Source organism: Aeoliella straminimaris, assembly GCF_024054565.1.
Taxonomy (GTDB): domain Bacteria; phylum Planctomycetota; class Planctomycetia; order Pirellulales; family Lacipirellulaceae; genus Aeoliella; species Aeoliella straminimaris.
This window is the reverse complement of the sequence record NZ_JAMXLR010000095.1, coordinates 16,090-42,376: the sequence shown is the minus strand read 5'-3', so window position 1 is coordinate 42,376 and position 26,287 is coordinate 16,090. Positions and strand designations below refer to the sequence as shown.

Below are 26,287 nucleotides of genomic sequence, written 5' to 3'. Positions count from 1 at the left end.
TAACAACTCAGCGTGATCAAGCCGTGTTGAACGACCTTGATTCACGATTAGGAACAGTCGCCCGAGTGCAAACACCAGCCCGCGATGGCCGCCAAGCATCGCAGACGAACGCACCCGCGCGCACGACTGCTGCTAGCGTCGGATTATCCCCATCCAGTAAGGCATGTCAAGAAAATTCAATATTTCGGCCGGGGATTGCAGTGCGCAGTCGCTGAACCTGATGACGACAAACGGGTGCGGTTCGCCTCTGGTCCAGGCAGGCCGCCCCCCGCACCGCGATGACATCCGCGCCCGCATCCATGGCCAGGGGCATCTGCGCAGGGCGCAGACTTCCGGCGGCCACTGCGATCATGCCCTGCCGGTGGGCTGCCGCAAACAACTCCTCCAGCCGTGCTGGCGAGAACCAATTGAAGAGTCCTCCAGCCGTTTTGTCGAAAGTGTCGACCAGCAGTGCACGCAGCCCGAGTTCGCTGGCGACTCGCAGCACCTCTTCGGGCTCGGGCGCGTTGCTGGTGGCTCGATCGGCGTACACCACGGCTACCAGCGATGTGGAAGCAGGCAATTCGTTGCGAAGCGTGCAAAGGCGTGCAGCCCAATCGGCCAATATGCCACAACCACTGAGGCCCACTTTGGCCCATGAGATTCCTGGCCATGGAATCCCAGCGAGCCGCTGCGAGTCGCTGAATTCGCAGAGTTCGCCCAGGGCGGTACTCACGGGAAGTTGGCCGGCCACTCGCACGACCACATCGGCCAGATCACTGCACTTGGGCATGCCAAGTGCTCCTGCAGCGGGCTGTTTCACGTCGATCCAGTCCGCGCCACCTGCCATGGCCTCGGTGGCTTCAGCAGCATTGCGGACGCTAACCAACAGTTTCACCATGTTTATCTATCTTATCCGGAACAGTCCATCGCGCAGCAGCGGCACGAGCGTGCCAATTGGGTCCTCTTGCATCGATAGTACTGATTCTATCAAATCGGTGCTTCGCTAGTGACTCCGCAGCCCGGCCTTCACCAGGCTTGGTATGCGGCGTGATCTACCCTTGAGAGCTGCAGGGACAGGCGGCAACCCTCCGAAACGTTGTGTTGGCGACTCCCATTGATGCGGCTCCGAATGGTCTGCGACGCTACCGCGCGTCGCGCCGGGTGCATCTGTCACGGAGTAATACTAGCGCCAACATGAACGCCACTGCTACCACAACAGCTCCTATGTCTCATAGCTCAGGTCACGGCTCCAGTGCCCCGGTTGTCACCTCCATTGTGGCCCTGGTGCTGGCCTATGCCGTCGCCGCGGCGCTGGGCTTGCCTCAATATGGCACTCGGCTGATTGTCGACAATCTCTCGCACGGTGGGCATGCCGACACGCATGAAGAGACCACGGGCGAACACCACGATGCGGCCCCGCCGGTCGAGCAGAGTCACGCTGCGGACGAAGGCGACGCAGTGGTGCACGAGTCAAAAGCGCCGCCGTTCTATACGGTGATACCGTTCGTGCTGCTGCTGGGGGCCATCGCAGTGTTCCCCCTGATTCCTCACGTCGAACACTGGTGGGAAGGCAATCTCAATCGATTCAAAGTGGCCGCCTCGCTGGGCGTGCTAACGCTGCTGTACTACGCCTTCATGCACTCGCACCCGATCGACGGTCACTGGCCCTTTCACTATGTGGCCGCGCCGACATCCGATGGGGCCAACTGGAGCATGGTGAATGCCATCCTGGGCAACGCCCTGATCAGCGAGTTCATTCCGTTCATCGTGCTGTTGTTCAGCCTGTACACCATCAGCGGTGGCATTCGCATTGGTGGCGACCTGCGGGCCAACCCCATGACCAATGCCTCGTTCATTGCTGCGGGTGGTTTGCTGGCCAGCTTCATCGGCACCACGGGCGCCGCGATGGTGCTCATTCGACCGCTGCTGGAAACCAACAAGGAACGCCAGCATGTGGTGCACACCGTGGTGTTCTTCATCTTCGTGGTCTGCAATTGCGGCGGTTGCTTGCTGCCAATCGGCGATCCTCCGTTGTTCCTGGGTTACTTGGAGGGCGTGAGCTTTACCTGGACCCTGCATGCGTTGTGGAAGCCATGGCTGTTGTGCAACGGCCTGCTGATCGCCATGTACCTGGTGCTGGACGAGTTCGCTTACTACCGCCGCGAAACAGTGGCCGACATCTATCGCGACATCACGCACACTACCAAGTTGCGATTCGAGGGATTGGCCATGAACATTCCGCTGCTGCTGGGTGTTGTGCTGGCCGTGGCGTTGTTGGATCCTACCAAGACCTTGCCCGGCACCGACGTTCACCCGTGGATGTTCTCGCGCGAGATCGTGCAACTCGCCCTGGTAGCCATCGCATTGCACCTGGGAAATCAGTCCATTCGCGAGCGAAACAACTTCAACTACCACGCCATTGTCGAGGTGGCCGCGTTGTTCTGTGGCATCTTTATTTGCATGCAGCCTGCGTTGCAGATCCTGGGCGAGTACGGTCACCAACTCGGCACACTCATCGGAGCCGAGGATGGCAAACTCGCTCCGATTCACTACTACTGGTTAACCGGCGGGCTTTCCAGCGTGCTGGATAATGCCCCCACCTATTTGGTGTTCTTCAAAACGGCCGAAACCACCCCGGGTCTGTTTGGCGAGCTCGTACCGGGCACCAGCGTCGACCACCCCGTGCTGGTGGCGATCAGCCTGGGAGCCGTGTTCATGGGTGCCATGACCTACATCGGCAATGGACCGAACTTCATGGTGCGGGCAATCGCAGAAAAAGCGGGCGTCAAGATGCCCAGCTTCTTTGGCTACGTTGGCTACAGTTGCCTGTACCTGCTGCCAATCCTGTTTATCGTTGCCTGGACCATTATCTACTAGCCGGCAATTCGCATTGGGGGCAGAAACTGCTACAATCGCCTAACTTCAATCATCCTGCCTCCTTGCCCTAATCGCCCGTGGACGACTACCAACGGATCTCCAGCCAAGAACAACTTGCCGAGCTCTGCGGCGAGATTGTCGACTCAGACCGTGTCGGATTCGATACGGAATTTGTGTCCGAGGATACCTTTCGACCACAACTTTGCCTGGTGCAGGTCGTTACCGATCGGTGCATGTCGGTTGTCGATCCGCAAGAAGTCGAGGACCTGACTCCTTTTTGGACGGCGCTGGCCGAAGGCGACCATCTAACCATCGCCCATGCAGCGCGGGAAGAGATCAATTTCTCTCTGAACAGCACGGGACGCGTGCCGGCCAACTTGTTCGATACCCAGTTGGCGGCCGCTTTCTGTACGCACGAATACCCCGCGGCCTACGCCTCGGTGGTAACCCGTATTCTGAATAAGAAGGCCGAGAAGGGCGAGCAGCGTACCGATTGGCGCCGCCGGCCGCTAACGGACGCACAGATCAACTACGCCCTGGAAGACGTCCGCTATCTGTTCGAACTGCACGAACGAATCGCGCTGAAGGTCGAAAAGCTGGGACGCACCGACTGGCTGGCAGAAGAAACCGAGACCTTCATCGACGAAGTCACTGCGGCCCGCACCCGGCAACGTTGGAAGCGCGTCTCGGGCATTGGCAACCTGGCCCCCCGCAATCTGGCCATCGTCCGCGAACTGTGGATGTGGCGCCAGGCCGAGGCCGAGCGCCGCGACGTGCCGCCCCGCAGGGTGCTGCGCGACGACTTGATTGTCGAGCTGGCCAAACGCAAGAACGCCAAGCCCGATAAGATTCGCGCCGTGCGCGGCATGAATCACCGTCCAGTGAAGAACTGCATTGACGACATCGCCAATTGCGTGCAGCGTGGCCTCGATGCCTCGCTGGACGACATCCGCCCGCCGCGCGGCAAGGCGATGCCGCCGCAACTCAACCTGCTGGGACAGGTCCTGGTACCTGCCATCACCAGCGTATGTCGCAAAGCCAATCTGGCCACCAGCCTGGCGTGCACCGCCACCGACATTCGCGAGATGATTGCTTACCAACTCGACTTCGGCAACGCGGGCAAGGCGGACGAAGCGCCAACCCTCGCCCGTGGCTGGCGGAAGACGCTCATCGGTTCGCTGATCGACGACGTCCTGGCGGGCCGCAAGAGCATCCGCATCGACGATCCCCACAGCGAACACCCGCTGGACTTCGTGGAGTAACGTCGCGATCCACTTGCTGGTCTGGCAACGTACAGCGTGACCGGCATTCAACCTTCTGAAATACGCCGATCCTGCTTTTTTCGGCGTTTCTCCGTTTCGGCACGGCATTCGTACTATGTACGTGGCAACCCTGAGGAGAGGTGCTTCATCGCCATGCAACAAGCATAACATGGCAACGTGCGCCTTCCCGCCACCGACAACTAATGTGCAACCGGGAACAGAGAAGTCATGTCTGATTGGTGCATTCACGCCGCGAACTTGTTTTACCTGGCATCGTTTGTTGGCCGCGACATGTTGTGGCTACGGACGCTTACCTGTTTCGGGTTGGCATTCGGCTTGATCTTCTTCTCGGCCTGTACGCCGAATCCCATGTACGGGCCCGCGTTCTGGCACGCCGCCTTCCTGCTGATCAACATCTATCAGATTTATCACCTGGTTGGTCAGCGCCGTCGACTGGGGCTGAATCCCAAGCAACAGGTCATTCAGCGAGCCATGCTCGATGGGCTCAATGATGAAGAGCTGCGTAATTCGCTCACCCATACTGTCTGCTCGCCAGATGGTCGGGTCCGTCTGCTCACGGCCGACGGCAACCGTCAACTCTCTCCCGACGAACTGGCCTTCCGCGAGATCGCCTTCGACCGACTCTCGCGTGCCGAGATGATCAACCTGCTGGCTCGACGCGTTTGGAAATCGACCAAGAAGTTGGGCCGCGTAGCCAGCCAGGCCTAGTTACTCCGACCGCTGCAGTTGGGCGCGTTGCGTGGCGATCGGCAGCTTCCATTCTTCGATCTCGGTTCCCTCCAGATCGATGTGGCTGAGCATGAAGTACAGCCGACGTGTCGCCGGTCCGTTGGGGGCCGCCTCGACCAGGTTCTGCAGGAAGTAGGGTGGCATCGCCTGGTAGTACAGGGTGCACTCGACGCGAACATCGTCGGCCTGTGCCAACTGGTCGGCAGCCACGCGATAACGCACACGATCGCTTCCGCTGCCGTTGGCATAGTCCTGGTCGCGATCGGCCTTACCCCGCGGATAGGTCGCCTGCAGATAACGCCCCGAGAGCGCCTGGCCGGGCCCCTCTTTGGTCCACCCCTTGGGCAACAAGCGGTTGTCCTTTCGCGTCTCACAACCATGGATGAAACTGGTGGTGAACTCCTTCTCTGCATTGCAGATTAACGACTCGTAGATCTGCACCTGGCTCTGCTGGGTGATTTCTTCGTGGTGCGGCTGGTAGCACTGCGCCCCGTTTTCGTCGAGTTCAAACGACTCGCAGGGCAGGGGCGTGCCCGATGCGTCGACCAGCACGCCTAACGAGTTGGTATCCCCCGAACTCCACAGCACTCGATCGCTGGCGTTGTCGATTACCTTGAATTCGAGAAAGGCTCGCCGGAACCCAACGCCCGTCGGGAATCGATGCCCGGCAAGGTTGGTCACGGTCACATCGGCCACCAGCTGGTCCTGCTGCCAGCGGGCGTCCAGCTCGACGGTAGCCGTTTTGTGCCTGGCGGTTTGCAGAAAGTTCTCCCGCGCGTGCTGAACGTCGAGCTTCGAGCCGGTCATGTAATCCTCGGTGCGCACGCCTAGCACGTCGTCGAACTGATCGAACATCTCCAGCAGAAACAGATTCAAACCCGAGAAGTTGTGTCGCGAAAAACCCTTCTCCCTGACCGGCACGTGCAAATCATCGTGCGAGGCCAGATTCTCGGCGTCGGGATAGGTGCGGTCCTGGATGATGGCGATCCGCGTGGAGAGCGTATCGCGGTCGATGTCCGTGCCTTCCACCGTCAGCCCTTGAGACATATGGCAATCCTGACAGGTCTTGGCATCAGGATTGTCCACTTCGAACTCGTTCTCATACTGGCTATTCAGCCACTCCAGGTACGTGGCCTGTTCGACGTGATGATGGAACTGGGCGAACTGCTCGACCACCTGCGCGTCGTTCAGCTCGTCCATTTGGTGATCCTTAAGCGGCCGGTCGACCGAGGGAAGCGTGACCGTGTGGCACGAGCCGCAAAGCTGCGAGCTCTGCAGAAAGTCGCTGTGCTTGGGGGTGATCCCCAGCGCGTGCTGCATGGGATAGGTGGTGATCTCTTCGTCCTTGAACGGGCCGTATACCTCATTGGGAGGTCCGAAGTACAAGTTGCCAGTAACAGATGTTTCCAGGTAGTACTGCAGATAGGGACGGTCGTCGTCTTCCGGCTGCGGCCGAGGTTGCATGCGGTGGCACACCATACAGCTGATGCCATCGCGGGCCAGGGCGCCGTACTTGGCGTCGCCGGTTCCTATGGGCTCGCCACCGTTGGTGGTTGCTTCCACCTTCTCGACGTTGAACGTGGTCTCCGAGTGACCGGAGTCGGCATGAAACTGATGCCTTCCCATCGCGCCATGGCACTTCAAGCAGGTATCCTCCAGCACCTGCCCCAACTCGCGCGCATGGGCAGGATCGTCGCCGAATTCGCGATTCAGCTTTGCAATTTCGCTTTCCAACTGTGCGAGGAACACCGGATCGCGGCCGGCCAGCCCCATGGGCGTCCACCGCCACTCGCCGTAGGGGGAGATGTTCCATCCCTCGGCGCCGTATTCGTCGTGGTCGCCGGTCACTTCGAACATGGTGGGCCCATAAGGCTTAAGCAAGCCCGCGTGGCAGCTCATGCATTGGTTCGATGTGACCATGTGCTGATTTTCTTCATCGCGGCGAGTCACCCAGTCGTGCGTCACCGGCGGCAATTTTTCCGTTTGCTCCAGCGACATCCGCTCGACACCTCGGTAGAACGAGACGAACTCGGGATTTTCCGTCGCATCACATGGCGTCGCGGCACCAGAGCGGGTGCATAACGGATGGGTGCCCTCGGCCGGCTTTTCGGCGGTCGACTCCCCCTCGGACGATGGCTCGGGCTCGCGCCAGGAGTCATCCACCCGAAACAAAATCGGCTCGCCCGGGTACCCCTCGATGTTGCGCAGCGAGGCAAAGGTGAATTCGTTGTCTCGAGAATCGGGCTCGGCGTTGGGCGAGCGCGTCGAGGCGTGGCAGCGTACGCAGTACAGACCGAAGCCGGAAAGTGGATGGCTGAAGCCGGCGTGATTGTCCACCACCTGCTGCCCCTTGGCCGGGTTGCTCCAGAACCATCCGTCGTGCGAACCGCGGGAATCTTTCACCATCACGGTCCACGACTCAAGCGACTCCCATAGCTCGTCTTCGGACTTTCCGAGGTGACGTTCCGCCGGAGCGGCGTATTGCTCCTTGATGATCATGGCACCATTGGGCACCGCGCCCTGCCGGCCCCCTTCGAGCCACTCGATCACTTCGGGCGAGTAAAACACCCGCACGGCGGGATGCGTTCCGTAGTACTTGCCATCCATGTAAGGACCGGTGTCGCGGATTCCTTTGTCGCGTTTCCAGCCCTGGTCGATGTACTGCCGTTCGTTGAGAAACTGGAACAACTCGGCCTCAAACTTCGCCACGGACGTATCGCTGGGTTGCACACTCAAGTGCGATACGACTGGCGTGGCGGTCGGCGTGGCAACGGGTGCAGACGCCACGTCGGCCGTGGCAAGTTGCAGGTGGTGCAGCAACGTAAGGGCGATGACCAAAGTAAGCGTCGCCGCCACGACACCTCGGAACAAGGAGGAACTCATAGGATGCAGATTTAACCTTTTCAAATACTTTGCGCGCCATGCGCCGGACGCGCATACACGGCAACGGCGGGCCGCTCCATCGGCGGTTTGCCGCCATGAAATGACGCGGATTCGATGAGCGAGCCGCCCGCCTGGCCGGCGACCGCCATCGATGAACTAGGGCAGAGAGCAAAACTGGGGCCATCGATCCAAAATGGACTTCCGAGCCCCAACTAGCTCGAGAGATGGTCTTCAGGCTGGCAGCTTGGTTCCGAGGAGACCATGACGAAGGCGTCGCGAGCTATTTGCCGCCACCTGGCTTGCTGGCCATCTTGGGCGGTGGAATGTTGCCGGCGGGCTGTTCTTCTTCGTCTTTGGCGGCAAACAGCAGCGGCGAAGCAAACGAGGCCTCTTGCCCCAGAGCCACCGGATCGGATTCGTCCTCGCTACGTTTGCCAATGGCCAGTGCGTTCTTAAGTTCGGCGCCGGCGAAGTTGGTCCCGTTGTAGATCGTTCCCTTCTGGAACGGCCCTGCGCCCATCACCCAGAAGTTCTTGGCGGTGCTCTCGCTCATCGCCATACCACTCTGCCAGACCGGCATGCCCGTTTCGCGGTGATAGGCGAATACGGCCACCTTGGCTAATCCGCGCTGCTCCTGCCGCTTGGAGAGCGCCACTTCAGGAATCGCCGAGGGAACGACTCCCCCCAACGAAATGAACTGCGGCACTTGCGTCGCTGGGATGCCAAACATCAGATCGTGACTGTCGGTGCCCACGGCGCCCGCCCGGGCTTCGACCACGAAATCAGCCTTGTCCGGTTTGTCTCGCAGAACGCAACCGCTGGCCAGCATGTGTTGCCGCAAACTACTGGAGAGATACTGCCGGTCGGTGACCGAACTCAGCGCGCTGTCTTCCAGGTAGACCGACTGCCCGGCCATGGCACGAAAGTTGACTTGTCCGACAGCGCGGTCGATGGCGTCCGAAATCAGAAGCTGCTCGGTGGCCGTACGTGCTGAGGCGCTGGTGCGTGTGGTACCACACCCCGTGGCCGCCAGCGTGGTTGCGACCAGCAGTGCCGACAGCAGAGCACCCGCCACGTTATGTCGTGGGGTGAATTGGCTGATCGATCGCAGGAGGGAACGCATGGGAGGGCAGGGGGGCAGGGTGCGGACACGAAAGCGCGGCGGATTATAGCAGCATCGCCGCACGCCCCAAGGCCAGTTACCACCACTGCTGGCGGCGGGGGTTTTGGGGACTTAGATAAAATTACGAGAGTTTTTTGCAATTCCAGCGATACCCAGACCGCGGGAAGCACATATAAGATATCGTTAGCCGAATAGTCCCCAACCTCAGACCACAGGACCCCATCATGCCCAGTCGACGCATTCTACCAGGGCTCGTCGCCTTTTCTGTCTGGCTCGCAACTGCCTCGGCGTACGCCAACTGGGGGCATTGGCGGGGCGAAGGGGGCAACGGACTGTCGACCCAGGCCACGCCTCCCACCGAGTGGTCCGACACGCAGAACGTCAAATGGAAGGTTGCCATCCCGGGGCGAGGCTCCAGTTCGCCCGTCATCTGGGGCGACAAAGTCTTCGTAACCACCGCCATGGCCGACAACGGCGCCACCGACACCAACACCCAATCGCGGCAGCCGCTTCGTTACGTGCTGATGTGCATCGATCGCGAGACCGGCAAGACGCTGTGGGAGAAGACCGCCACCACGGGCCGGCCCCACGAGGGCACCCACCACACTAACAGTTTCGCTTCGGCTTCGCCCTGCACCGATGGCGAGCACGTGTACGCCCACTTTGGTTCGCAAGGTCTGTTTTGTTACACCATGGATGGACAGAAGGTATGGCAGCGCGACTTTGGTGACATGCGCACCCGCAATGGCTTTGGCGAGGGAAGCTCGCCCACGATCGCGGGCGACAAGATTCTGGTGCCCTGGGATCACGAGGGCCCGTCCTATTTGTTCGCACTCGACAAACTCTCGGGCGACTTCCGCTGGCGAGCCGAGCGCGATGAACCTACTTGTTGGGCAACGCCCCTGGTAATCGAGCATGAGGGCGTCAAGCAGGTGGTGATGAACGGTCAGAATTGCGCGCGGGCCTACGACCTCGAAACGGGGAAGGAACTCTGGCGTTGCGGCGGGCAGACGCAACGTCCGGCGGCCTCGGCCGTGGCTGCCGATGGCCGCGTGTTCATCGCCAGCGGACACCGCGGATCGTTCCTGGGAGCGTTCACGCCCGGCGGCACGGGCGACATCGAAGGTACCGATAGCGTCCTTTGGACTGTAAGCCGCGACACACCCGACATTGCCTCGCCGCTGCTCTCCGATGGGCGGCTCTACTACTATAAAGGCAAAACGGGCGTATTGACTTGTGTCGATGCCGCCACCGGCAGGCCGCACTACACGACTCAGCGGACCGGACTGCGCAGCATCTACGCCTCGCCCGTGGCGGCTGGAGGGTATGTCTTCCTCACCGATCGCGATGGCACGACGGTCGTGATCAAGGATGCCGATGAGTATCAGGTGGTTGCCGAGAACTCGGTTGGCGAGACGGTCGACGCCACGCCCGCACCGGTCGACAATCAATTGTTCATCCGGGGCGAGCAGCATCTGTTTTGCATTGAAGAGTGAGTTGTGACCGGCCAGCAGGGCGCGTCCGATGGCAGTTCCCCTGTGTGCCGCTTGCGGAAACTGCACTGGTGCCTGGAACTGTGTGAAAGATAATGGATGATAAAGGGGATCGTCCCCCCGTAGTCCGTTTCGCCCGGCTCCCTGTTCGAAGTGCCTCCCCCATTTCTCCGCGAATTGCTGCTCGTTCTCGCTTTCGGCCTGCTGGCAGGACTGATTTGTAAGCGGCTGCGTATACCGTCACTTGTCGGATACTTGATTGCCGGCAGCATCCTGGGACATGGTGCCCTGGGCTGGGTGTCGCGTCACACCCACGAGATCGAGTACCTGGCCGAAGCGGGCGTGTTCCTGCTGCTATTTTCGATTGGTCTCGAATTTTCGTTCGACGAATTGGCGCGGCTCCGCCGGCACATCCTGCTGGGAGGCGCCGCCCAAATGCTGGCGTGCGCCGTGCCGGCCGGCATTGCGCTGTACCTGCTCGACTTTCCTCCCACCGCCGCGGTGCTGTTGGGAGCGGCCGTATCGTTCAGTTCCACGGTGCTGGTGTTCAAGTCCCTCAGCGAAGCCGGGCACGCCGACACGCCGCACGGGCGGCGGGCCATCGGTGTCCTGCTGTTCCAGGACGCCGCGCTGGTGCCCCTGCTGTTGCTGACCTCGGTGCTAGTGGGCGATCCCCCCACGGCAACCGACTACCTGTGGCTGGTTGCCGCTTCAGCCTTCTTTCTGCTGGCGATCCTGGTGCTGCGATACCTGCTCACGGTCTGGATGGTGCCATTTCTTTCGTCGCATCGAAGCCTGGAACTGACCGTGCTGTTTTCGCTGGTGGTGCTGGGCGCCGTGACCATGTTTGCCAGTACGCTAGGCCTGCCGCCCGCAGTGGGAGCCTTCGCAGCAGGGCTATGTCTGGGAGGTAACCGTTTTAGCGGCCAGTTCGACGCCTTGCTGCTGCCATTTCGCGAAACGTTTGCGGCCATCTTCTTCGTCTCGCTGGGCTTGTTGATGAATCTCACGCAGGTGGCTCAGGAACCGCACATCGTGCTTGGCGGCATCCTCGCGCTGCTGGTACTCAAGACGCTGGCCGCATCGCTCGCGCTATGGCTCACTTCATTGCCGCCGCGGCAATCGCTGGGCATGGGCATCGGTCTGGCACACGTGGGCGAATTCGCATTTGTACTGCTGCTCGAAGCCCATCACAACGAACTCATTCGCTATGAAACCAGCGAACGCTTCATCGCCATCGGTGTCGGCTCGCTGATTCTCTCGCCGCTGTTGATGCAATATGGTTTGCGGTTTGCTCGGCTCCGTTCGGCGGCCGAGCAGCAGGATGCGGAGCTCGAAACCCTCCGCCAAGAAGGACACGCTCCCGGTCGCGCCATGGTCATCGGGCTGGGCCCCGTGGGGCGGAGCGTCGCCTCGCAACTGGAAACCATGGGCTACGAACTCACACTCGTCGATCGCAGCCCGATCAACGTCCACGCCCTGGCGCAACTCGGCGCGCACACCTTGGCGGGCGACGCCACGGAGGGAACCTTGCTCGACGCCGCCGAGACCCCCACCTTCGAACTGGTGGTCGTGTGCGTGCCCGACGACGAAGTATCACTGCGTGTGGTGCAGCAAATTCGCCAACGCAACACCACGGCGCGGATCCTGGTCCGCTGCCGCTACGCTTCGTCGGTGGGTAAGCTCCGCCGGGCTGGCGCCGACATGGCCGTCAGCGAAGAAGCCACTGCCTCGCTCGAGATGCTCGCGCGGATAAGCAAGATGGAGCGGCAATAAGCCACTTCGCGGTGTCGCTCGAAACGACACCCGCGTCGCGCCACCTGACATCTGCCGGATTTCTGCTGAAAAACAACCGGCGCAATCCCCGCCCAACAGCCGCTTCGCGGCAATCGGCCCGAAAGTTGCAACTTGCTCGGAAGTTGACCTGCCAACCAAGCGACATGCCGGGGGTTGCAACTCCATCATGGCTCATCTGCTCATTGTCGACGACGACCTCGGCGTTTCCTGGTCGCTGGCCAAATTGGCCGAACGAATGGGACTGGCGGCCGATACCGTTTCCACAGCGGAGGAGGCCTTCGTACGGCTCCAAGACGGGTCGCCCGACCTGGTGCTGCTCGATATCCGTCTGCCGAAAATGGACGGGCTCACGGCCATGCGGACCATTCACCGACTATCGGGCGATGTACCCATTATCGTGATGTCGGCTTTCAACGACCTGACTACCATCAAAACCGCCTACAGGCGGGGGGCTGCTGCTTTCCTGAAGAAACCCTTTACCATGGAGGAGGTGCGTTCGCTCATCCTGCGCACCCTGTGCCACCATCCCATTGACGAGCAGGAAACAGTGCCCCCACCCCACCAGCGAGCTTGAGTCGCTGTTCAGCAGCCGAGCAGCGACGGAATAGCGGCCGGGGGACTTGGCGAACAGCCTACGGATCCCCCTCGTCACACAGACTCCCCGAAGCCCTCGGTGAATTCTCCTACAGACCACACCACGCTTGACTCGCAGCCCGACGGCCCGTGGTCGTTCTGGTCGATCGCCGTCCCCGATCGACTCGGGCCCACGCTGGTGTCGGCCATCTTGCATATGGCTGCTATCATCCTGCTGGCAATTTTCACCCTGAAGGGGAGCGATTCGGGGGGAATCGAGCTCAGCATTCTGCCCACCGAAGAACTTGCCGACGAGCAATTCGACGAGTTGGATCTCGCCTCGTTCGATGCGGCCGAAATCGCCGCGCCCGAAGTGACCCTCGAGTTCGAACCGATCACACCGCCCACCGATGCCGAGGCGTTGGCCGCCATTTCCGATGACCTGTCGCTGTCGCCTGCGATGGATGGATCGCTGACGGACCTCACGGGCAACTCCGGCGGGCTGGCGCGGGGTGCAGGCAAGGCACGCACCAGCGTGTTTGGCCTGGCGGCCGAAGGCACCCGGTTCGTCTATCTGTTCGACCGCTCGGGGAGCATGAACTCCACGTTCCAAAGCTTTGAAAATGGCGTGCTGTTCCGCGAGATCACCCCCCTGATGTTGGCCAAGGAGGAAATGCTCCGCAGCCTCCAGCCGTTAACGCCCACCGACCAGTTTCAAATCGTGTTCTACAACCAACGGCCGATGTTGTTCGACAACGCCAGCAAGCTGCGGCGATTGATCCCCGCCTCGCCGCAGCGCAAGTCCGAGGCGCAACAGTTCGTGCTCAACGTCCCAGGCAACGGTACCACCAACCACGTCGCGGCGCTCGAGACGGGTATCGACCTGAAGCCCGACGTCATTTTCCTGATCACCGACGGCGAGGAGCAGGACGACCCCTCCGCCAACCGCATTCGCCGAATGATTCGCACCTGCCAGCAACAAGGCACGCAGGTTCACATCATTCACTTCAGCACCAAAGTCCGCCATAACTGCACGCTGCTGCCGCTGGCCGAACAAACGGGCGGAGCGCATCGGTTCATGAATCTCAGCTCAGTGGCTGGGCTATGACCGGTGGACGCGGGCGTAGAGTTCCGCGATGTTAGAGAGACCGCCGGACAAGACGCGAAGATCAACAATCGTCGCCCCTTGCAGTGCGAGCCGCAGGCAATCGAAACAGCTACGGCGCAATTCCGTACTTCCGCCACAGGTAAATCTTCACGTGATCGTTGTGACGCCCCTCCATGAACATCTGCTCCTCATGATGGCGTTCGCGCTGCGCCATCTCTTCCTGGTGGCGCCGCTCCGCGTCGGCACGGGCACGAGCTTCTTTGCGCATGGTCGACTCGCCCGCCACGACCTTGGCACGCGACATGTAGACACGCATATTCTTACCGATGGAGTACGCCTTCTTCCAATCATGGGCATGCACCGCCCGGTCATACTCACGTAGCAGGTGCTCGAGCGCTCGCATGTCGTCGCGTTCAGTTCGGTTCTGTGTGACGCCCTTCATCTCTTTGATCACATGGCGCACCTTGTCCCCAACTGCCTGATACCGCTCGGCAATAGTGGGCTCTCGACTGAAAGCAGCCGGGGCAGCATTCACCCCGCAGACCAACAACGCGATACAGCACACGCGAAGACCACTCATCAACTCAGACCCCCCAAGAACAGGTAAGAAACTTCCACCTCTTGCTGCAACTCGAACACTGCAACTCAACCCTATGCTACGGTATCCGGCAGGTCAAAACAGTTGTGAAGCGGAAGGCCTCTTGCCCCCCATAGTTTGCATGAGGAATCGCCAAACTCTCCGGCATCTACCCGGGCGTTGCCGTTATAAACATCAATTCCCGAAATGCACAGAAGGTAGCCCACTACACAGGTTTCGTACCTTGCGACGCACAACAAGACCGCCAACCAACAACTGGACGGCGGGCGCTGGGTTCACTGTCGCGGCGAGGAGACGGCTAGGGCGCGGCGTCGCCATAGCAGCACAGCGATCAACGGGAACATCAGCCACAATGTAGCCGGCTCCGGAACGGCCGCGGCCACCTGGCGGGGATCTCCCTGCTGGCCGAAGTGCTGTTTCCACACTTCGTAGTCGTAGTGGGTGACGAGGCCGTCGCCGGTCGCGTCGCCGGAAGTCCACGGTTCGACATAGGCCCCCAGGTGATTGCGCCAGACCACGTAGTCGGCCAGATCGACGATGTTGTCGAAATTGAAATCGCCCGGCGGGTTCATGGGAGGCAGCGTCACGTCGGCCGTCGGCCACTGCGAAATCTGCCGATCGTCGAAGATATCGTTAAGGGCCGAGTTGAGCGCGCCGGCCGTACTGGCCTTGTTGAACAGAATAACGAAGTTGATGCCATCGCCTCGCTGCGTGGCGTAGGTGCTGGTGCCAGTGTAACCGCCCGAGTGGGTCAATCGCCAGTTGCCCGGACCGAGGCGCGGCGCACCGATGTTGGTGCCAGCGATCTGGTAATTGTCGAGGAACTCGAGAATGGCCAACGGACTGGCCACCACGCCTCCCTGACCAATGCGGGCATCGACGTCGAAGCCGCCATAGGGGCGGGGCACCACCTGGACGGCGCTCTCATCGGGGTAGTAGACGTTGAAGGAGTAGCTGCCGGCGTGGTCGTAAAACGGCTCACGTGGATCCTGATCCTCGGCAAACGTTCGCCCATGCACCACCAGAGTGGGCTCCACGCTAATGGGCTCCAGCACTCGCTCGCGTATCACGTCGATGTGCGGCTGACCGGAGAGTTGCTCGCTGATCATGCCGAGCGTCATATAGCCAATGTTGGAGTAGGCATAGTCGGCGCCGGGGTCGAACTGCAGCGGCTGGCCGAGAATCCATTCGAGCGTGGCGTCGCGTCCCGGCGGATTAGCAATGCCCATATCGCTGGCGATTTGCCGTTCGCGGTAGGTGTGATCGCCAGCGATGCCGCGATCCCAACCTCCTCGGTGACGCAGCAGGTCAAGCGGGGTGATGTCGTTCAGGCGAGCATCGACGCCCGTACCAAATGGTTGGTGTGGCAGGATACCGTTACCCTGTCCCGTGATATCAAACACTTGGTCCGACAGGCTAAAGACTCCCGGCTGCACCAAGCTGCGGATGGCGGCGGCGGTGAGCGGTTTGGTGACACTCGCCAGCCGCATCATCGTGTTGATGGGCAGCGGCTCCGTGCGCGCGGCGTCTTGCCACCCGAAGGCGCGATGGTAAATGGGCGTGCCATTTCGCATCACGGCCACTACGCCGGCCCCCACGTCCCCGTCCTGCATCACATCGAGCACCGCCTGGTCGATGAGACTTAACTGCGGAACGCTTCGCCCCGCGATGGGAATGTCGTCTGCGCGAGCACCCGCTGCCCAAAACAAGCAGCCCATCCATACCAACAGGATCGACCGCCGCACAACTGAAGGATTCATGAAACCGCCTGAGCAAGACCGAACGAAGCGGGGGACCGTTGCCACAGAGCGGCGCGAAGAATGCACCGCGGTCCTTCAGGATACTGATGTCTTCCACTGCGGCGATGGGTGTTGCGCAAAAACGATGGATTTCCGTTCGAGGAGCGATCGGACGAACTGCGACCTCCACCAGACTCCTGTGTGTCAAGCATGCGTTGCAGGCAAGCTTGACCCGGTCGATCATTACCGGCTACTTTGGCTGCCAGGGGGCTTGGTGTGCCCTCGCTACGCACACGTATTGAAGGAGCGAACGATGCGGTGGACTACGATGACTCTTGCGCACGCGTGTGTGGCAGTTGGTGGAGTGGCCTTAGTAGGCGCATGTCAAGCAGAGCCACCCACGGTCGAGCAGGCAATCGCGGCGCACCGCCAGAATATCGAGAAGCTTCGCAGCTTGCACCTGCAGGCGACGATCACCACCGAGTGGACTGATTCCTTTCGCGACAACTATCGCCAGCAAGCAGATGCGACGGAACAGTTGCTCCAGAAGTTGGAGTCCGGGGAAGTCGACCTCGACGATAGTCCCCAACTAAAGTCGCTCGGCTACACCGTGCCCATGTTCATCGCCACACTGAACGATTCACTCGAGACCAGCCGGGCACTACAAGACAACGACCGCACGCAGAACCTGATCGAGGTTTTCACCAGCGGCAGCAACTACCAGGTGCGCACACCCTGGGAATCGACGGACGAGTACTGGAAGTTTCCCCAATCGGAACTGACACCCGCAAGCCTGGTTTCCGACTACGACAAAATGCACATCTTCTCGCGTACAGGCAACCTCGACTCTACGGGGCGTGTCTGGCAGGGGCTGTGGTCCGATGGTTCGCCGAAACCCGTTCAACTGCTGAAAGGACACTTCGATGAATTCAGCAACCAAAGACTGCCGCCTTATGCCTTGGGCGCGCATTGTCCCTGCAAAACCAGACACCCTATCGACGAGTTCTTCAAGGACCCCGAGCAGGAGTACCATCTCGTACGCGAGGAAACCGTCGGCGACCGCCAAGTGGTGGTGCTCGACGCGCTGGTGCCACACGACCACAAATCGAGCAAGTTGAATGAACAAGGAAAAGTGGTCTTCTACCAGGGGTTCGACTTCTATCGCGGCTGGCTCGACCTGTCGCGAGGCGGAGTGATCGTCAAGCTGCAATGGTGGTACGGCTCCGAAGGGATGGACCGTGAGAAGCGAGCGACCACCACGCCCAAAGGGACCGTGGTCTCCAGCAAGATTCGGCGGCTGGAAAGCGGTGCCTATTTCCCCACGGTGACCGTGGTGGAAACATACGGGGCCGACTTCTCGACTGACCAGGAAGCTCCCGCGAGCTACTCAGTCCACCAGCGTAGAACGTATGATTGCAAACTGGTCGAGTCGCCGATTGATCTGCCAGCCGACTTCTTCCAACCCAAATATCCTGTAGGTCAAACGTACTACGACGTCGAAACGAAAAACATTGTCGGGGCGTTGGATCCCAAACCTAGCGTGAAGCCCGGCGCGGTTGCCCCGCCGCTCGAGGGCCTGCATTGGCTGGACGGAAACGAGCATTCGCTGGAGGAATTACGCGGACATGTTGTAGTACTGGAGTTTTGGAGGCTTCGGAGCCGTCAATGCCGCGATACGGTGCCGGCGCTCAAAGAAGTCCAACAACACTATAGCGGGCGACCAGTGACGTTCATCGCCATTCACACGGCCGAGGCGGACACTGAACAAACGGCTAAAGCAATTGAGCAATTCGGGTCCGACCAAGATTGGAAATATTTGCAGGCGATCGATGCGGGAACCATGCAGTACAACTCGGAAGTGGCCAATGCCTACGGGGTGAGCGAGTACCCCGCCCATATCGTCATAGGACCTGATGGCGGCGTCGTCTACAACAGCAATGTACCACCACTGGGCTTGGAAGATCTCGTCGGCAGACCTTGTGAGGATATAACGCCAGAGGACGAACAGCGATTTCAGGCGTACGTGCAGGCCGAATTCTCGGCCGCCAATATCGATTGGCCCGAAGACGAAGAACTCTCTCTCGAGGAACAAATCAGGCGATTCAACAAACTGCTGGTCTATAAGTTGAACAAACAGATTGATGCAGCGCTAAGCACTGCAAAGGGCAACAGAACTGACTAGCTACACCATCAGCTCCGCACCTTGCGGCGCCGAGTGAACTCGCATGCTGGCGTGGGCGACGGAACGCCCTTAACCAGTGTTGGCCCCCCTCCAGCCAAGGCGTGGTATCCGATGCTCGCGGACGGAATCTCTCTCTCAAGGACGAGCATCATGAAGTTCACGACTTGGCTAGGCGATGAAGTGCGCGGCGGCACAACATTCAAGCCCTAAAGCCACTTCTATCTACGACTTCTTGGAATGCGATTTAGGGCTATTGAGCAAGCGGACTACGCACCATTTTCTTAGAATTCCTTTCGAAATCCGCGCGGTCCGATTGCGGTCTAGGTCACACTCCGGCTGGTGGATAATTGCCTCCTCGACCGCGGAACTCTCGTCCACCTGACCCAGGGTAGCGTTTGGGCTCGTTCCTCGCCCGCACGCAACCCTGGGCTACGGTGACAGAACCCCCTTCGGGGTAGAGGAGGGTGGCCTCGCACCTCTCTTTGCGATCTCTGTGCACTCTGTGGTTCTTAAATCCGTGTCCGTTCGTGTGTATCTGTGGCTACAACAAAGCAGCGAGTGTAAAAAGTTTGCTGTTGAAACCGCTCGTGCGTTTGGTCCAATAGAAACGCGGGATTCTGTACTCACCGCGGATCTTTGGCAACTTCGTGTTCAGTGTTCGTGGCAGCCGGTTTCGTAGACGATTTCCCAGGGGCATTTCGCTCACTCGCGGAGCGAGTGGCCACTATCAAGGTTTTGTCGCACCTGCGCGCAACAACTCGCGGCACTACCGGCAGGCCGAATTCCTCAACGCGTTCACAGGACACGACTTACGCGATTCGCCCTGAGCAGCGCCGCGGGAGTTTTGTCGCAGTGAATCGTTTTGCCGCGCATCTGCGGCATAACTTCGGCATTACTCCAGTGGTAAGTCTGCTGGCTCACACCATCAGCTCCGCCCCTTGCGGGCCGGAGTGAACTCGCAGCCCTGCATCACCTCCGCCGCTATTGAGTTCGGTGAAGCGAGTGCGGAGGCGGGCCCACAGGTCGGTCCAGACATACAGGCGAACCATGGTCAACACTACCACCAGTAGTAGACCGGCCAGCAGACGACTCGGCCGCGTGGAAGTGAACACACCTCCGGTACCCACGGCCGGCAGGGCCTCGGGGGCCACGGGCAGCCCGTGGGCTTTGGCCAACGACACCGCGTTGGCAAGATTGATGGTCGGAATACCCTGGATCGAGTATCGCGAAGCGACGCAGTCGACCGCTTCGGCATCGGCCGGAGCATCAAGCGTCAATCCGCCACCGAACGTCTGGCGACCTGCGGAACCGTGGATCGAGGCAGCCCCGCCACCGACGTTCACGTAGGCAGCGATCGGTCGACCCGCCGCGGCGGTTTGATAGTGACTCATTCGCAGTGCGATGGAATCGTTGAGCGTCTCGGGCTCGAGCTGCTCGACATTGCTACGTTCGAGCGAGGCGGCCAGCAGTGCTTGCGACTCGTCCGACATACCTCGGGCGCGATCGCCAAAACCACCCAGGGTAGCCGCTGATGTGCGGAACGAGATGATCCCCTGGTCGTACAACACACGTTCCATGTCGAGCCACAGCAGTTCGGGCTGGTTGGCGCCAAACTGCGACGAAGCAGCCGAGTGGATGACGATGGGTTCGGCGCCAATCGCTTCGATAGCGGCGAACAGTGCTGTATTAAGGGCGGGGAACGACCCGGTGCAGCCCACTGCCACCAGGTCGCCCTCGCTCACCCCTGCTTGCTGCAGCAGTTCCACCGCCACTGCAGCAAAATTTGGATTCACGCTAGTCTGCTTCGCTTCGAGATGTCCCGGCAGACTGGTCACAGGAGTCATCGCACCGCCGATCATGCCCGACTCGGTGGGGTCGAACCTGCGATCGATATCGAGTCCGCGCTCCAAGCGGGCTTCACGAATGGCTTTCATGCCCCGGTCGGCCAGTTCAGCGGCCAGGAACTTGGTTTGGACATCGCCATGGTGCGTGGTGCAGGGAAAATGCTCGATGAGGAGCGTTCCCCCCACGGCCACCAGGCCAATGGCAAATAGGGCGGCTTTGGAGATTTTCTGAGGTCGCCAGTAAACACGTTTCATAGGAGCACCTCCATGCCGATCACAAGCAGAGCAAGCCGGACCACAGCCGAAGCGGTAAGCACGGTACCAAGCGTTTCAAACAATCCCTGTCGATCGAACCAGAGGGCGATCAAACCGGGAACGATATAGCCAATCACCGCGATGGCGGTGTCGGCCGTGGCGGAGCTGGTCATGCCCATCGCCGGCATGGCCAGCAACAGTCGCACGACATGCCCGATGACAAATCCAGTCAGGAGCATCAGCACGATTCGACGACGCCCATAGATGATGGAGAACTTGGAAACCTGATGAACAATCAGGTAGGTCACCAGCGACACCAACAGCGTGAGCACGATGTCCATGGGGCGGTGAAAGTTCAGCGCGAAGTAGCCTGGCACAATCATGCCGCCCGCGGCCAGCCCGAATGCCTCGGTAAACAACAGGCTGACCACCAGACCAAGTCCGATGGCAACAGTAAGGGGATCCATTAAGCGGCCTCCGCGTAGCAGGGGGTGGAGCGGCGCGACTGATTGCCGCGGGAACGGAAGTAATCGATGATCTGCATGCCAGGGCCGGCGATGTTGCCCATGCCCATGACCATGGCGCTGGTATTGGCCTGCTGTTCGATGTTCTTGATCACGTTTTCGGTGGGCAGTCGTTCGGCACTCAACAGCCGACCGGGGTTCATGCCATTGGCCAGCGCCCGGCGGGCAAAGACGTCCGTGGCCGAACCAACCAGCACGTAGCGGTCGGCCGGTTGCCACTTGAGACAGGCATCGGCCAGTTGAATGGAGCGATCGGTGCGATCGGCCCGGCAGTTGAACAGGGCCACTCGTTGATCGAATGCGGTGAAGCGTCCCACCACCATGTTCCAGTTCTGACCAGTCGACTCGGGATCGTTCGCCGCAAAGCCATTGACGAAAGCAATTTCCTTTTCATGCTCACGCACCGAGTACATCTGCAGCACACCAGCGTCGGGCGTGGCGTTCCACATTCCCTCGAGCGCCGTTTGCCGTGGCACGCCCAGGTCTTGGCAAACCTTCAGCGCGAGCGCCACGTTGTCGGGATGTTCGATGTGGGCAAATCCGGAGAGGTCGCTCCAGGTGACAGCCGCCACTTCTTCGTCGCCAATCGAGTTGACCTCGGAGCCACGATCGCGGGCCGCCATGTCGAACACCCCCAGGTGGTCTTGTTCGGCGGTGTAGAACTTGCCTCGCACCGGCATCGTTCCCGCCATCGCCCGGGCGACGTCCACCTCGGTGGGCCCCATCACGTCGAGGTGATCGGCCCGGGCGTTGGTTACCACCCCGTGTGTGCTCTTGACGATCTTCATCTCGCACACGCTCTGCAGTTGAGGGTTGAGCGCCATGCACTCGATGACGAGCGCCTGTGCCTGGCAAGCCGCTGCAGCGCGAACGACGCGAAGTTGTTCGATGATGTTCGACCGCGAAGGTCGGTAGACCGGGTACTCGGTGCCATCGGGAAAGATCATCCGCGGTACGGTGCCGGTGGTCTTGGCACACGTGGCAATGCCACCGGCTCGCAGGCCGGCTGCGATCAACCGTGTAACGCTGCTTTTGCCGCGTGTGCCGTTCACATGAATGCGGTAGGAGATCTTCCGCAATAGGCGATTGTGCAGATGCGATTCCAGGGCACCCAACCCCGAAAGCAATGCCGATGCTCCGGCCAGAACGAGAGCGCCGTCCATAATGGCTTCCTCCGTGAAGTAGGGCCAAGCGAACTGTAGAGACGCTTGGCTCACCGCGTGTGTGTCGCCGTGTCACCCGATCCGTGGGTGCAAGCACTTGGTGCGACGCCAAACGGAAAAGCAAACAGGATGCCAAAACGAAGAAGGCGAACGGAAAAAGGAAAAAGTAACCTGGCGACGGCCACTCGGCGTTGCCGAAACGTACAGTTTGTAGCGGTCTGGTAAGCTTCGACGGCCTCCTCGGGACCGAGATTGCACCAACTCGTCTCACCGGGCAAATCGGGCGAAGCCTGTCGACTGGTAAGAATTGCAAACCACGAGAACCTGCCTTACAACCGGGGCAGCCACCCGCTAGATAGCACACCCGCCCTGCCTCACGATGCCTGCGCCATGCCACTGAGCCAAGAACAATGGATTGAAGCCCTTTCACTCGCGCCGCATCCCGAGGGTGGCTGGTTTCGAGAGGCTTACCGCGCCAGCGAATCGATCCCTCGAGATGCACTGCCCGAGCGGTTTACTGGCGAGCGGTCTTTCTCCACGTCCATCTACTACTTATTGGGTCCGGGCGACTTTTCGGCACTGCATCGCATCCGCCAGGACGAGTTGTGGCATTTCTACGATGGCTCGCCGCTGCTGGTCGAGGTGATTCATCCGGACGGTCGGGCGGAACAGTTGAAAATGGGCCGAGATTTATCCGCTGGGCAAACCCCAATGGGGGTCGTGCCCGCTGGCAGTTGGTTTGGTGCGCACGTCGCCACCGAGGACGGTTACAGCCTGGTGGGCTGCACCGTGGCACCGGGATTCGACTTCGAAGACTTCGAAATGCCATCACGAGCAGAACTGCTTGAGCAATTTCCCAGCCATCGGAAGTTGATCGAACGCCTGACTCGATGACAAAACCGCAGAAAGCGGAGCATTTCTCGCTTCAGCAGCGGCTGCCATCGGCAAGCTGGTCCGTTCTGCCGGCGCGTACCGATTTTTCTATCTCGCGAACCGGCCACGACTTACGTTGCCACGCATTCAAGCGTCTTTTTTGCGTTTCGCGCGCAAAAACCTCTTGGTCAGTCCGGTAGGGCTGTGAGACCACCGCTGTGGGCGGTTGTCCGCAGCCGCCACGATGAAGCCAGGGACGCGTTTTGAAGACGAAAACTCTCGCCTCCGTATCGCAAATCGGCACCATGCCAAGACTCATGGGGTGCGCCTGCTTGGCAGCAGCGGCAGTGAGTCTTGGTCCGCTGGCTGGCGCCGCCGAGTTGGCTATTCCCAACGGCGACTTCGAAACGGGCAGACCTGGTGAGGGACCGCCTAGCAGTTGGACCGTTGTTGAAGCCCCTTTGTACATCACAGCGGGGCAGGGGCTCAGCGGACCAGATCCTACGGCTGCCTACAGCGGCAACAACTTTCTTACGGCCAGTCGCTTTGCACCGAATCCCGATGCGCCGTTCCCCGCGAACCAGAGAATGGGCATCTACCAGACCATCGATCTAACGCCCCACGCTGCGAAGATCGATATGGGCAACCGAGCCGTGATGCTGAAGTTCGCCTACAACGACGCCGACAACGGGGACAATGGGGTCGTCACGATTGAGTTTCTCGACGAATTCGCCAACCGAGTCGGCTTTGGCGACTTGTTCGAGACCGACTCCGCCCAGACCGGCGCGGGCAACTGGTCGGTTGGCTCCGTTTATGCTCGGGCTCCCGCGGGAGCCCGGCAGATGGTCGTCTCCATCGCTGGCGAGCGAAACCCCGGGGCCGGGGGAACCGTCCGCAATGTAAGCTTTGACGCTTTCGCTGCCGAACTAACGGAGGCCAGCGCCAGCGGGCCTCCGCGCAACGTCGTGCATGGCAATCTGGTGATGTTCGATCCCAACGGAGCTTGGAGTTGGTACCAGGACGAGCGTGCGATTGTCGCCGCCGACGGAACCAAGCTGGTTGTGGGCGGGGTAGGCAACTCTCGCGGGTTCGGAGGCGATACAGCCAACAGCGACGTCAAATCCACAATCTTCGACATCGCCACCGGCAGTCGTACCACAACCATTCTGCACGATCGGCTATACAGCCACAGCGGCGGCGACGATCACAATACGGCCGCCTTCTTGGAACTGCCCAGCGGCAACATTCTGGCCATGTACAGTGGTCACAACAACGTCAATGGTTCGGCCAGCTATCGTAGCTTCTATCGCATCTACGATGCGGAGACCGAGTCCTGGGGAACGGAGTCGGTCTTCAATTGGAATACGGAGGCCCCCGGCGGTTCGAATTTCCCAACCACCTACTCCAATCTGTTCTTTCTTCTTAACGAGGGCACGCGGCAGGGCCGAATCATCAACATCGCCCGCTCGCACGATCGCAGTCCGAACTTCATGTATTCCGACGACGAAGGGGAGAGTTGGCAGTATGGCGGTCAGTTGACCACAACGTCCAACGTGGGTTACGTGAACGGCTACTTCAAGTACGTGGCCACCGGCGACGACCGCATCGACTTCATCGCCACCGAACACCACCCGCGCGACTTCAACACCAGCCTTTATCACGGGTACATCGAAGACGGCAAGATCTACAACTCGGCCAGCACAGAACTCGACGGCAGCATCTACGACCGCCAAGACTTGCCCGCCCCTAATCAGTTCACGCCGGTGTTTCAGGCCAACACCGTGGTGGATGGGCAAGTCATGACTCGTGTTTGGAATACGGACGTCCAGAGCTACGGCGACGGCACCATCGCGGCGTTGTTCAAAGCCCGCGCCGCGCCTTACAGCAGTAACGCCAATGTCGACAAGGACGACCATCGCATGTTCTATGGTCGATTCGACGGCACCGATTGGACCTACACCGAGTTAGGGCGTGCTGGCGAGAACCTCTATCCGAACGAGCAGGACTATACCGGCCTGGGGGCTCTGCATCCTTCGAATCCCGACGTGCTCTACGTGTCGACAGAATTCAACCCGGAGACCGACGAATACCTTGGCGTGCACGAAATCTTCAAGGGCACCACCAGCGACCACGGTGCAACCTGGTCGTGGACTGCCATCACGGAGAATTCTACTCACGACAACTTACGTCCCTTGATACCCAAGTGGGGCGAGAATAACACGGCACTCATCTGGTTCCGCGGTGACTACTACACGCAGGGCTACTTCGATGCCGCGGTAGTGGGCATCGTCGACCAGGCTGCGGTGAGCACATCGCCGGTCAGGTACTTCGATGCTGGGACTGACAACACGACCTTTGCCGACGGGCAGCCGCTGCAAACGTCGGCGACTACTGAGATGGACGGACCGCAAGACAATCTTTGGCATCTTCGCACCGGGATTGGCAACGATGGCGACGTACTGACGTCGAATGAATCGGGCAGCGAGGACGCCGCCACCTTGAAGACGACGATCTCCGATTTGGAAGCGGGTACGTACGAAGTGTTCGCCTACTTCTGGGCGGACAACAGTCAGGACTGGATGCTGCAAGCAGGTTTCACGGCGGACAACATGCTGGCGTTCCGCAGTCGCGGGTCCCAAATGGCCGATCCAGCGCAGTTCGAGCAGATAGACACGGTCACGGCCCAGGGAGGCGACGTGCAAATGTATCGCGTTTACGTCGGTCGGCAGACATTGGCGGCCAATGGTTCGATCGACGTCTTCGTCGACGACTGGTCGACTTCGAAATTTACTGAGCGAACGTGGTACGACGGGGTCGGAGTGGCTCGCGTCTCTACGGCGCCGGTACCAGAGCCCGCTTCGGTGACGCTCTACCTGACTGCCTTTGCACAAGTGCTACGAAAGCTCGGAGCGAGCAGATTTGCGCATCCGGCCTTCGATAGTTCACCAGACCAGGCATCGCCGGTGTGCGACACCGCGCAATAGCTTCCCCAACATTGTCATCGCGCAAACCAGACCACCAAATTGCGCAAACCTAGAACAACAAACGTTTTTTTGATCACCGAACATTGCGAGTTCTGTTAGTTTGACCCCCGTGTGCGAAACGAATCAAGAAAGTTTCCAAATTCGCGCGCTAAAATCACTGCCCCAATCCGGTAAGCAGTGAGGGGAAAAGACAACAGGCGATTGCAGGCGATCACCTTGGCCAATTGGCCGCTAACATTCGACTGACAGGAGAGCCGCACCGCAGGGTACTGGGCAG

The 26,287-nt window shown here is 60.2% G+C and carries 18 protein-coding genes; 10 read left to right on the top strand and 8 right to left on the bottom strand.

The window, feature by feature from the left end; translation table 11 throughout:
* Positions 1–166: 166 nt before the first annotated feature.
* Positions 167–880, bottom strand: a complete 714-nt coding sequence (locus NG895_RS29185; RefSeq protein WP_252856109.1) for a (5-formylfuran-3-yl)methyl phosphate synthase — start codon at positions 878–880, stop codon at positions 167–169.
* Positions 881–1,206: 326 nt separating this feature from the next.
* Here NG895_RS29185 and NG895_RS29180 point away from each other — a divergent pair, with 326 nt between their 5' ends.
* The 3 genes from NG895_RS29180 to NG895_RS29170 all read left to right on the top strand — a co-directional run bounded on the left by NG895_RS29180 (position 1,207) and on the right by NG895_RS29170 (position 4,850).
* Positions 1,207–2,859 carry a sodium:proton antiporter gene (locus NG895_RS29180; protein ID WP_252856108.1) on the top strand — a complete coding sequence of 551 codons (1,653 nt, stop codon included), beginning with the start codon at positions 1,207–1,209 and terminating at the stop codon, positions 2,857–2,859.
* 77 nt (positions 2,860–2,936) lie between these two features.
* On the top strand, positions 2,937–4,121 hold the full coding sequence (locus tag NG895_RS30730) for a ribonuclease D (protein WP_252856107.1): 1,185 nt from the start codon (positions 2,937–2,939) through the stop codon (positions 4,119–4,121).
* Positions 4,122–4,349: 228 nt separating this feature from the next.
* The gene (locus NG895_RS29170; protein ID WP_252856106.1) at positions 4,350–4,850 is read left to right on the top strand and encodes a popeye domain-containing protein; all 501 of its coding nucleotides are present in this window, start codon (positions 4,350–4,352) and stop codon (positions 4,848–4,850) included.
* Here NG895_RS29170 and NG895_RS29165 read toward each other — a convergent pair whose 3' ends face one another.
* Together NG895_RS29165 and NG895_RS29160 are read right to left on the bottom strand one after the other, a co-directional pair.
* Positions 4,851–7,754 carry a cytochrome P460 family protein gene (locus tag NG895_RS29165; RefSeq protein ID WP_252856105.1) on the bottom strand — a complete coding sequence of 968 codons (2,904 nt, stop codon included), beginning with the start codon at positions 7,752–7,754 and terminating at the stop codon, positions 4,851–4,853. It lies immediately after the preceding gene.
* Between the two features lie 280 nt (positions 7,755–8,034).
* Positions 8,035–8,877: a DUF6655 family protein gene (locus NG895_RS29160; protein WP_252856104.1), complete on the bottom strand. Its 843-nt coding sequence runs from the start codon at positions 8,875–8,877 to the stop codon at positions 8,035–8,037.
* Positions 8,878–9,101: 224 nt separating this feature from the next.
* Here NG895_RS29160 and NG895_RS29155 point away from each other — a divergent pair, with 224 nt between their 5' ends.
* From NG895_RS29155 to NG895_RS29140, 4 genes are all read left to right on the top strand, one after another.
* Complete coding sequence (locus NG895_RS29155; RefSeq protein ID WP_252856103.1) at positions 9,102–10,373, top strand: outer membrane protein assembly factor BamB family protein; 1,272 nt, start codon at positions 9,102–9,104, stop codon at positions 10,371–10,373.
* 150 nt (positions 10,374–10,523) lie between these two features.
* Entirely contained in the window at positions 10,524–12,146 is a 1,623-nt protein-coding gene (locus tag NG895_RS29150) for a cation:proton antiporter domain-containing protein (RefSeq protein ID WP_252856102.1), read from the top strand.
* Between the two features lie 187 nt (positions 12,147–12,333).
* Positions 12,334–12,741, top strand: a complete 408-nt coding sequence (locus NG895_RS29145; protein WP_252856101.1) for a response regulator — start codon at positions 12,334–12,336, stop codon at positions 12,739–12,741.
* A 99-nt stretch (positions 12,742–12,840) separates the two neighbouring features.
* Positions 12,841–13,848 carry a vWA domain-containing protein gene (locus tag NG895_RS29140; RefSeq protein WP_252856100.1) on the top strand — a complete coding sequence of 336 codons (1,008 nt, stop codon included), beginning with the start codon at positions 12,841–12,843 and terminating at the stop codon, positions 13,846–13,848.
* Positions 13,849–13,957: 109 nt separating this feature from the next.
* Here NG895_RS29140 and NG895_RS29135 read toward each other — a convergent pair whose 3' ends face one another.
* Positions 13,958–14,428, bottom strand: coding sequence for a hypothetical protein (locus NG895_RS29135; protein ID WP_252856099.1), 471 nt, complete (start codon positions 14,426–14,428; stop codon positions 13,958–13,960).
* A 293-nt stretch (positions 14,429–14,721) separates the two neighbouring features.
* On the bottom strand, positions 14,722–16,206 hold the full coding sequence (locus tag NG895_RS29130; RefSeq protein WP_252856098.1) for a serine hydrolase: 1,485 nt from the start codon (positions 16,204–16,206) through the stop codon (positions 14,722–14,724).
* Positions 16,207–16,498: 292 nt separating this feature from the next.
* Here NG895_RS29130 and NG895_RS29125 point away from each other — a divergent pair, with 292 nt between their 5' ends.
* Entirely contained in the window at positions 16,499–18,367 is a 1,869-nt protein-coding gene (locus NG895_RS29125; protein ID WP_252856097.1) for a TlpA disulfide reductase family protein, read from the top strand.
* A 917-nt stretch (positions 18,368–19,284) separates the two neighbouring features.
* Here NG895_RS29125 and pgsW read toward each other — a convergent pair.
* Genes pgsW through pgsB form a run of 3 tightly spaced genes read right to left on the bottom strand, consistent with a single transcriptional unit; the run spans position 19,285 to position 22,153 of the window.
* Positions 19,285–20,466, bottom strand: a complete 1,182-nt coding sequence (gene pgsW, locus NG895_RS29120) for a poly-gamma-glutamate system protein (RefSeq protein WP_252856096.1) — start codon at positions 20,464–20,466, stop codon at positions 19,285–19,287.
* Entirely contained in the window at positions 20,463–20,933 is a 471-nt protein-coding gene (gene pgsC / locus NG895_RS29115; RefSeq protein ID WP_252856095.1) for a poly-gamma-glutamate biosynthesis protein PgsC, read from the bottom strand. Before pgsC ends, pgsW begins: the two co-directional genes overlap by 4 nt.
* The gene (gene pgsB / locus NG895_RS29110; protein WP_252856094.1) at positions 20,933–22,153 is read right to left on the bottom strand and encodes a poly-gamma-glutamate synthase PgsB; all 1,221 of its coding nucleotides are present in this window, start codon (positions 22,151–22,153) and stop codon (positions 20,933–20,935) included. The genes pgsC and pgsB overlap by 1 nt, the downstream gene beginning before the upstream one ends.
* Positions 22,154–22,543: 390 nt before the next feature.
* Between pgsB and NG895_RS29105 the strand changes: the two genes are divergently transcribed.
* Positions 22,544–23,047, top strand: coding sequence for a cupin domain-containing protein (locus NG895_RS29105; RefSeq protein ID WP_252856093.1), 504 nt, complete (start codon positions 22,544–22,546; stop codon positions 23,045–23,047).
* A 284-nt stretch (positions 23,048–23,331) separates the two neighbouring features.
* A complete protein-coding gene (locus NG895_RS29100; RefSeq protein ID WP_252856092.1) occupies positions 23,332–26,010 on the top strand; it encodes a BNR-4 repeat-containing protein in 2,679 nt (892 codons plus the stop codon).
* Positions 26,011–26,287 lie beyond the last annotated feature (277 nt).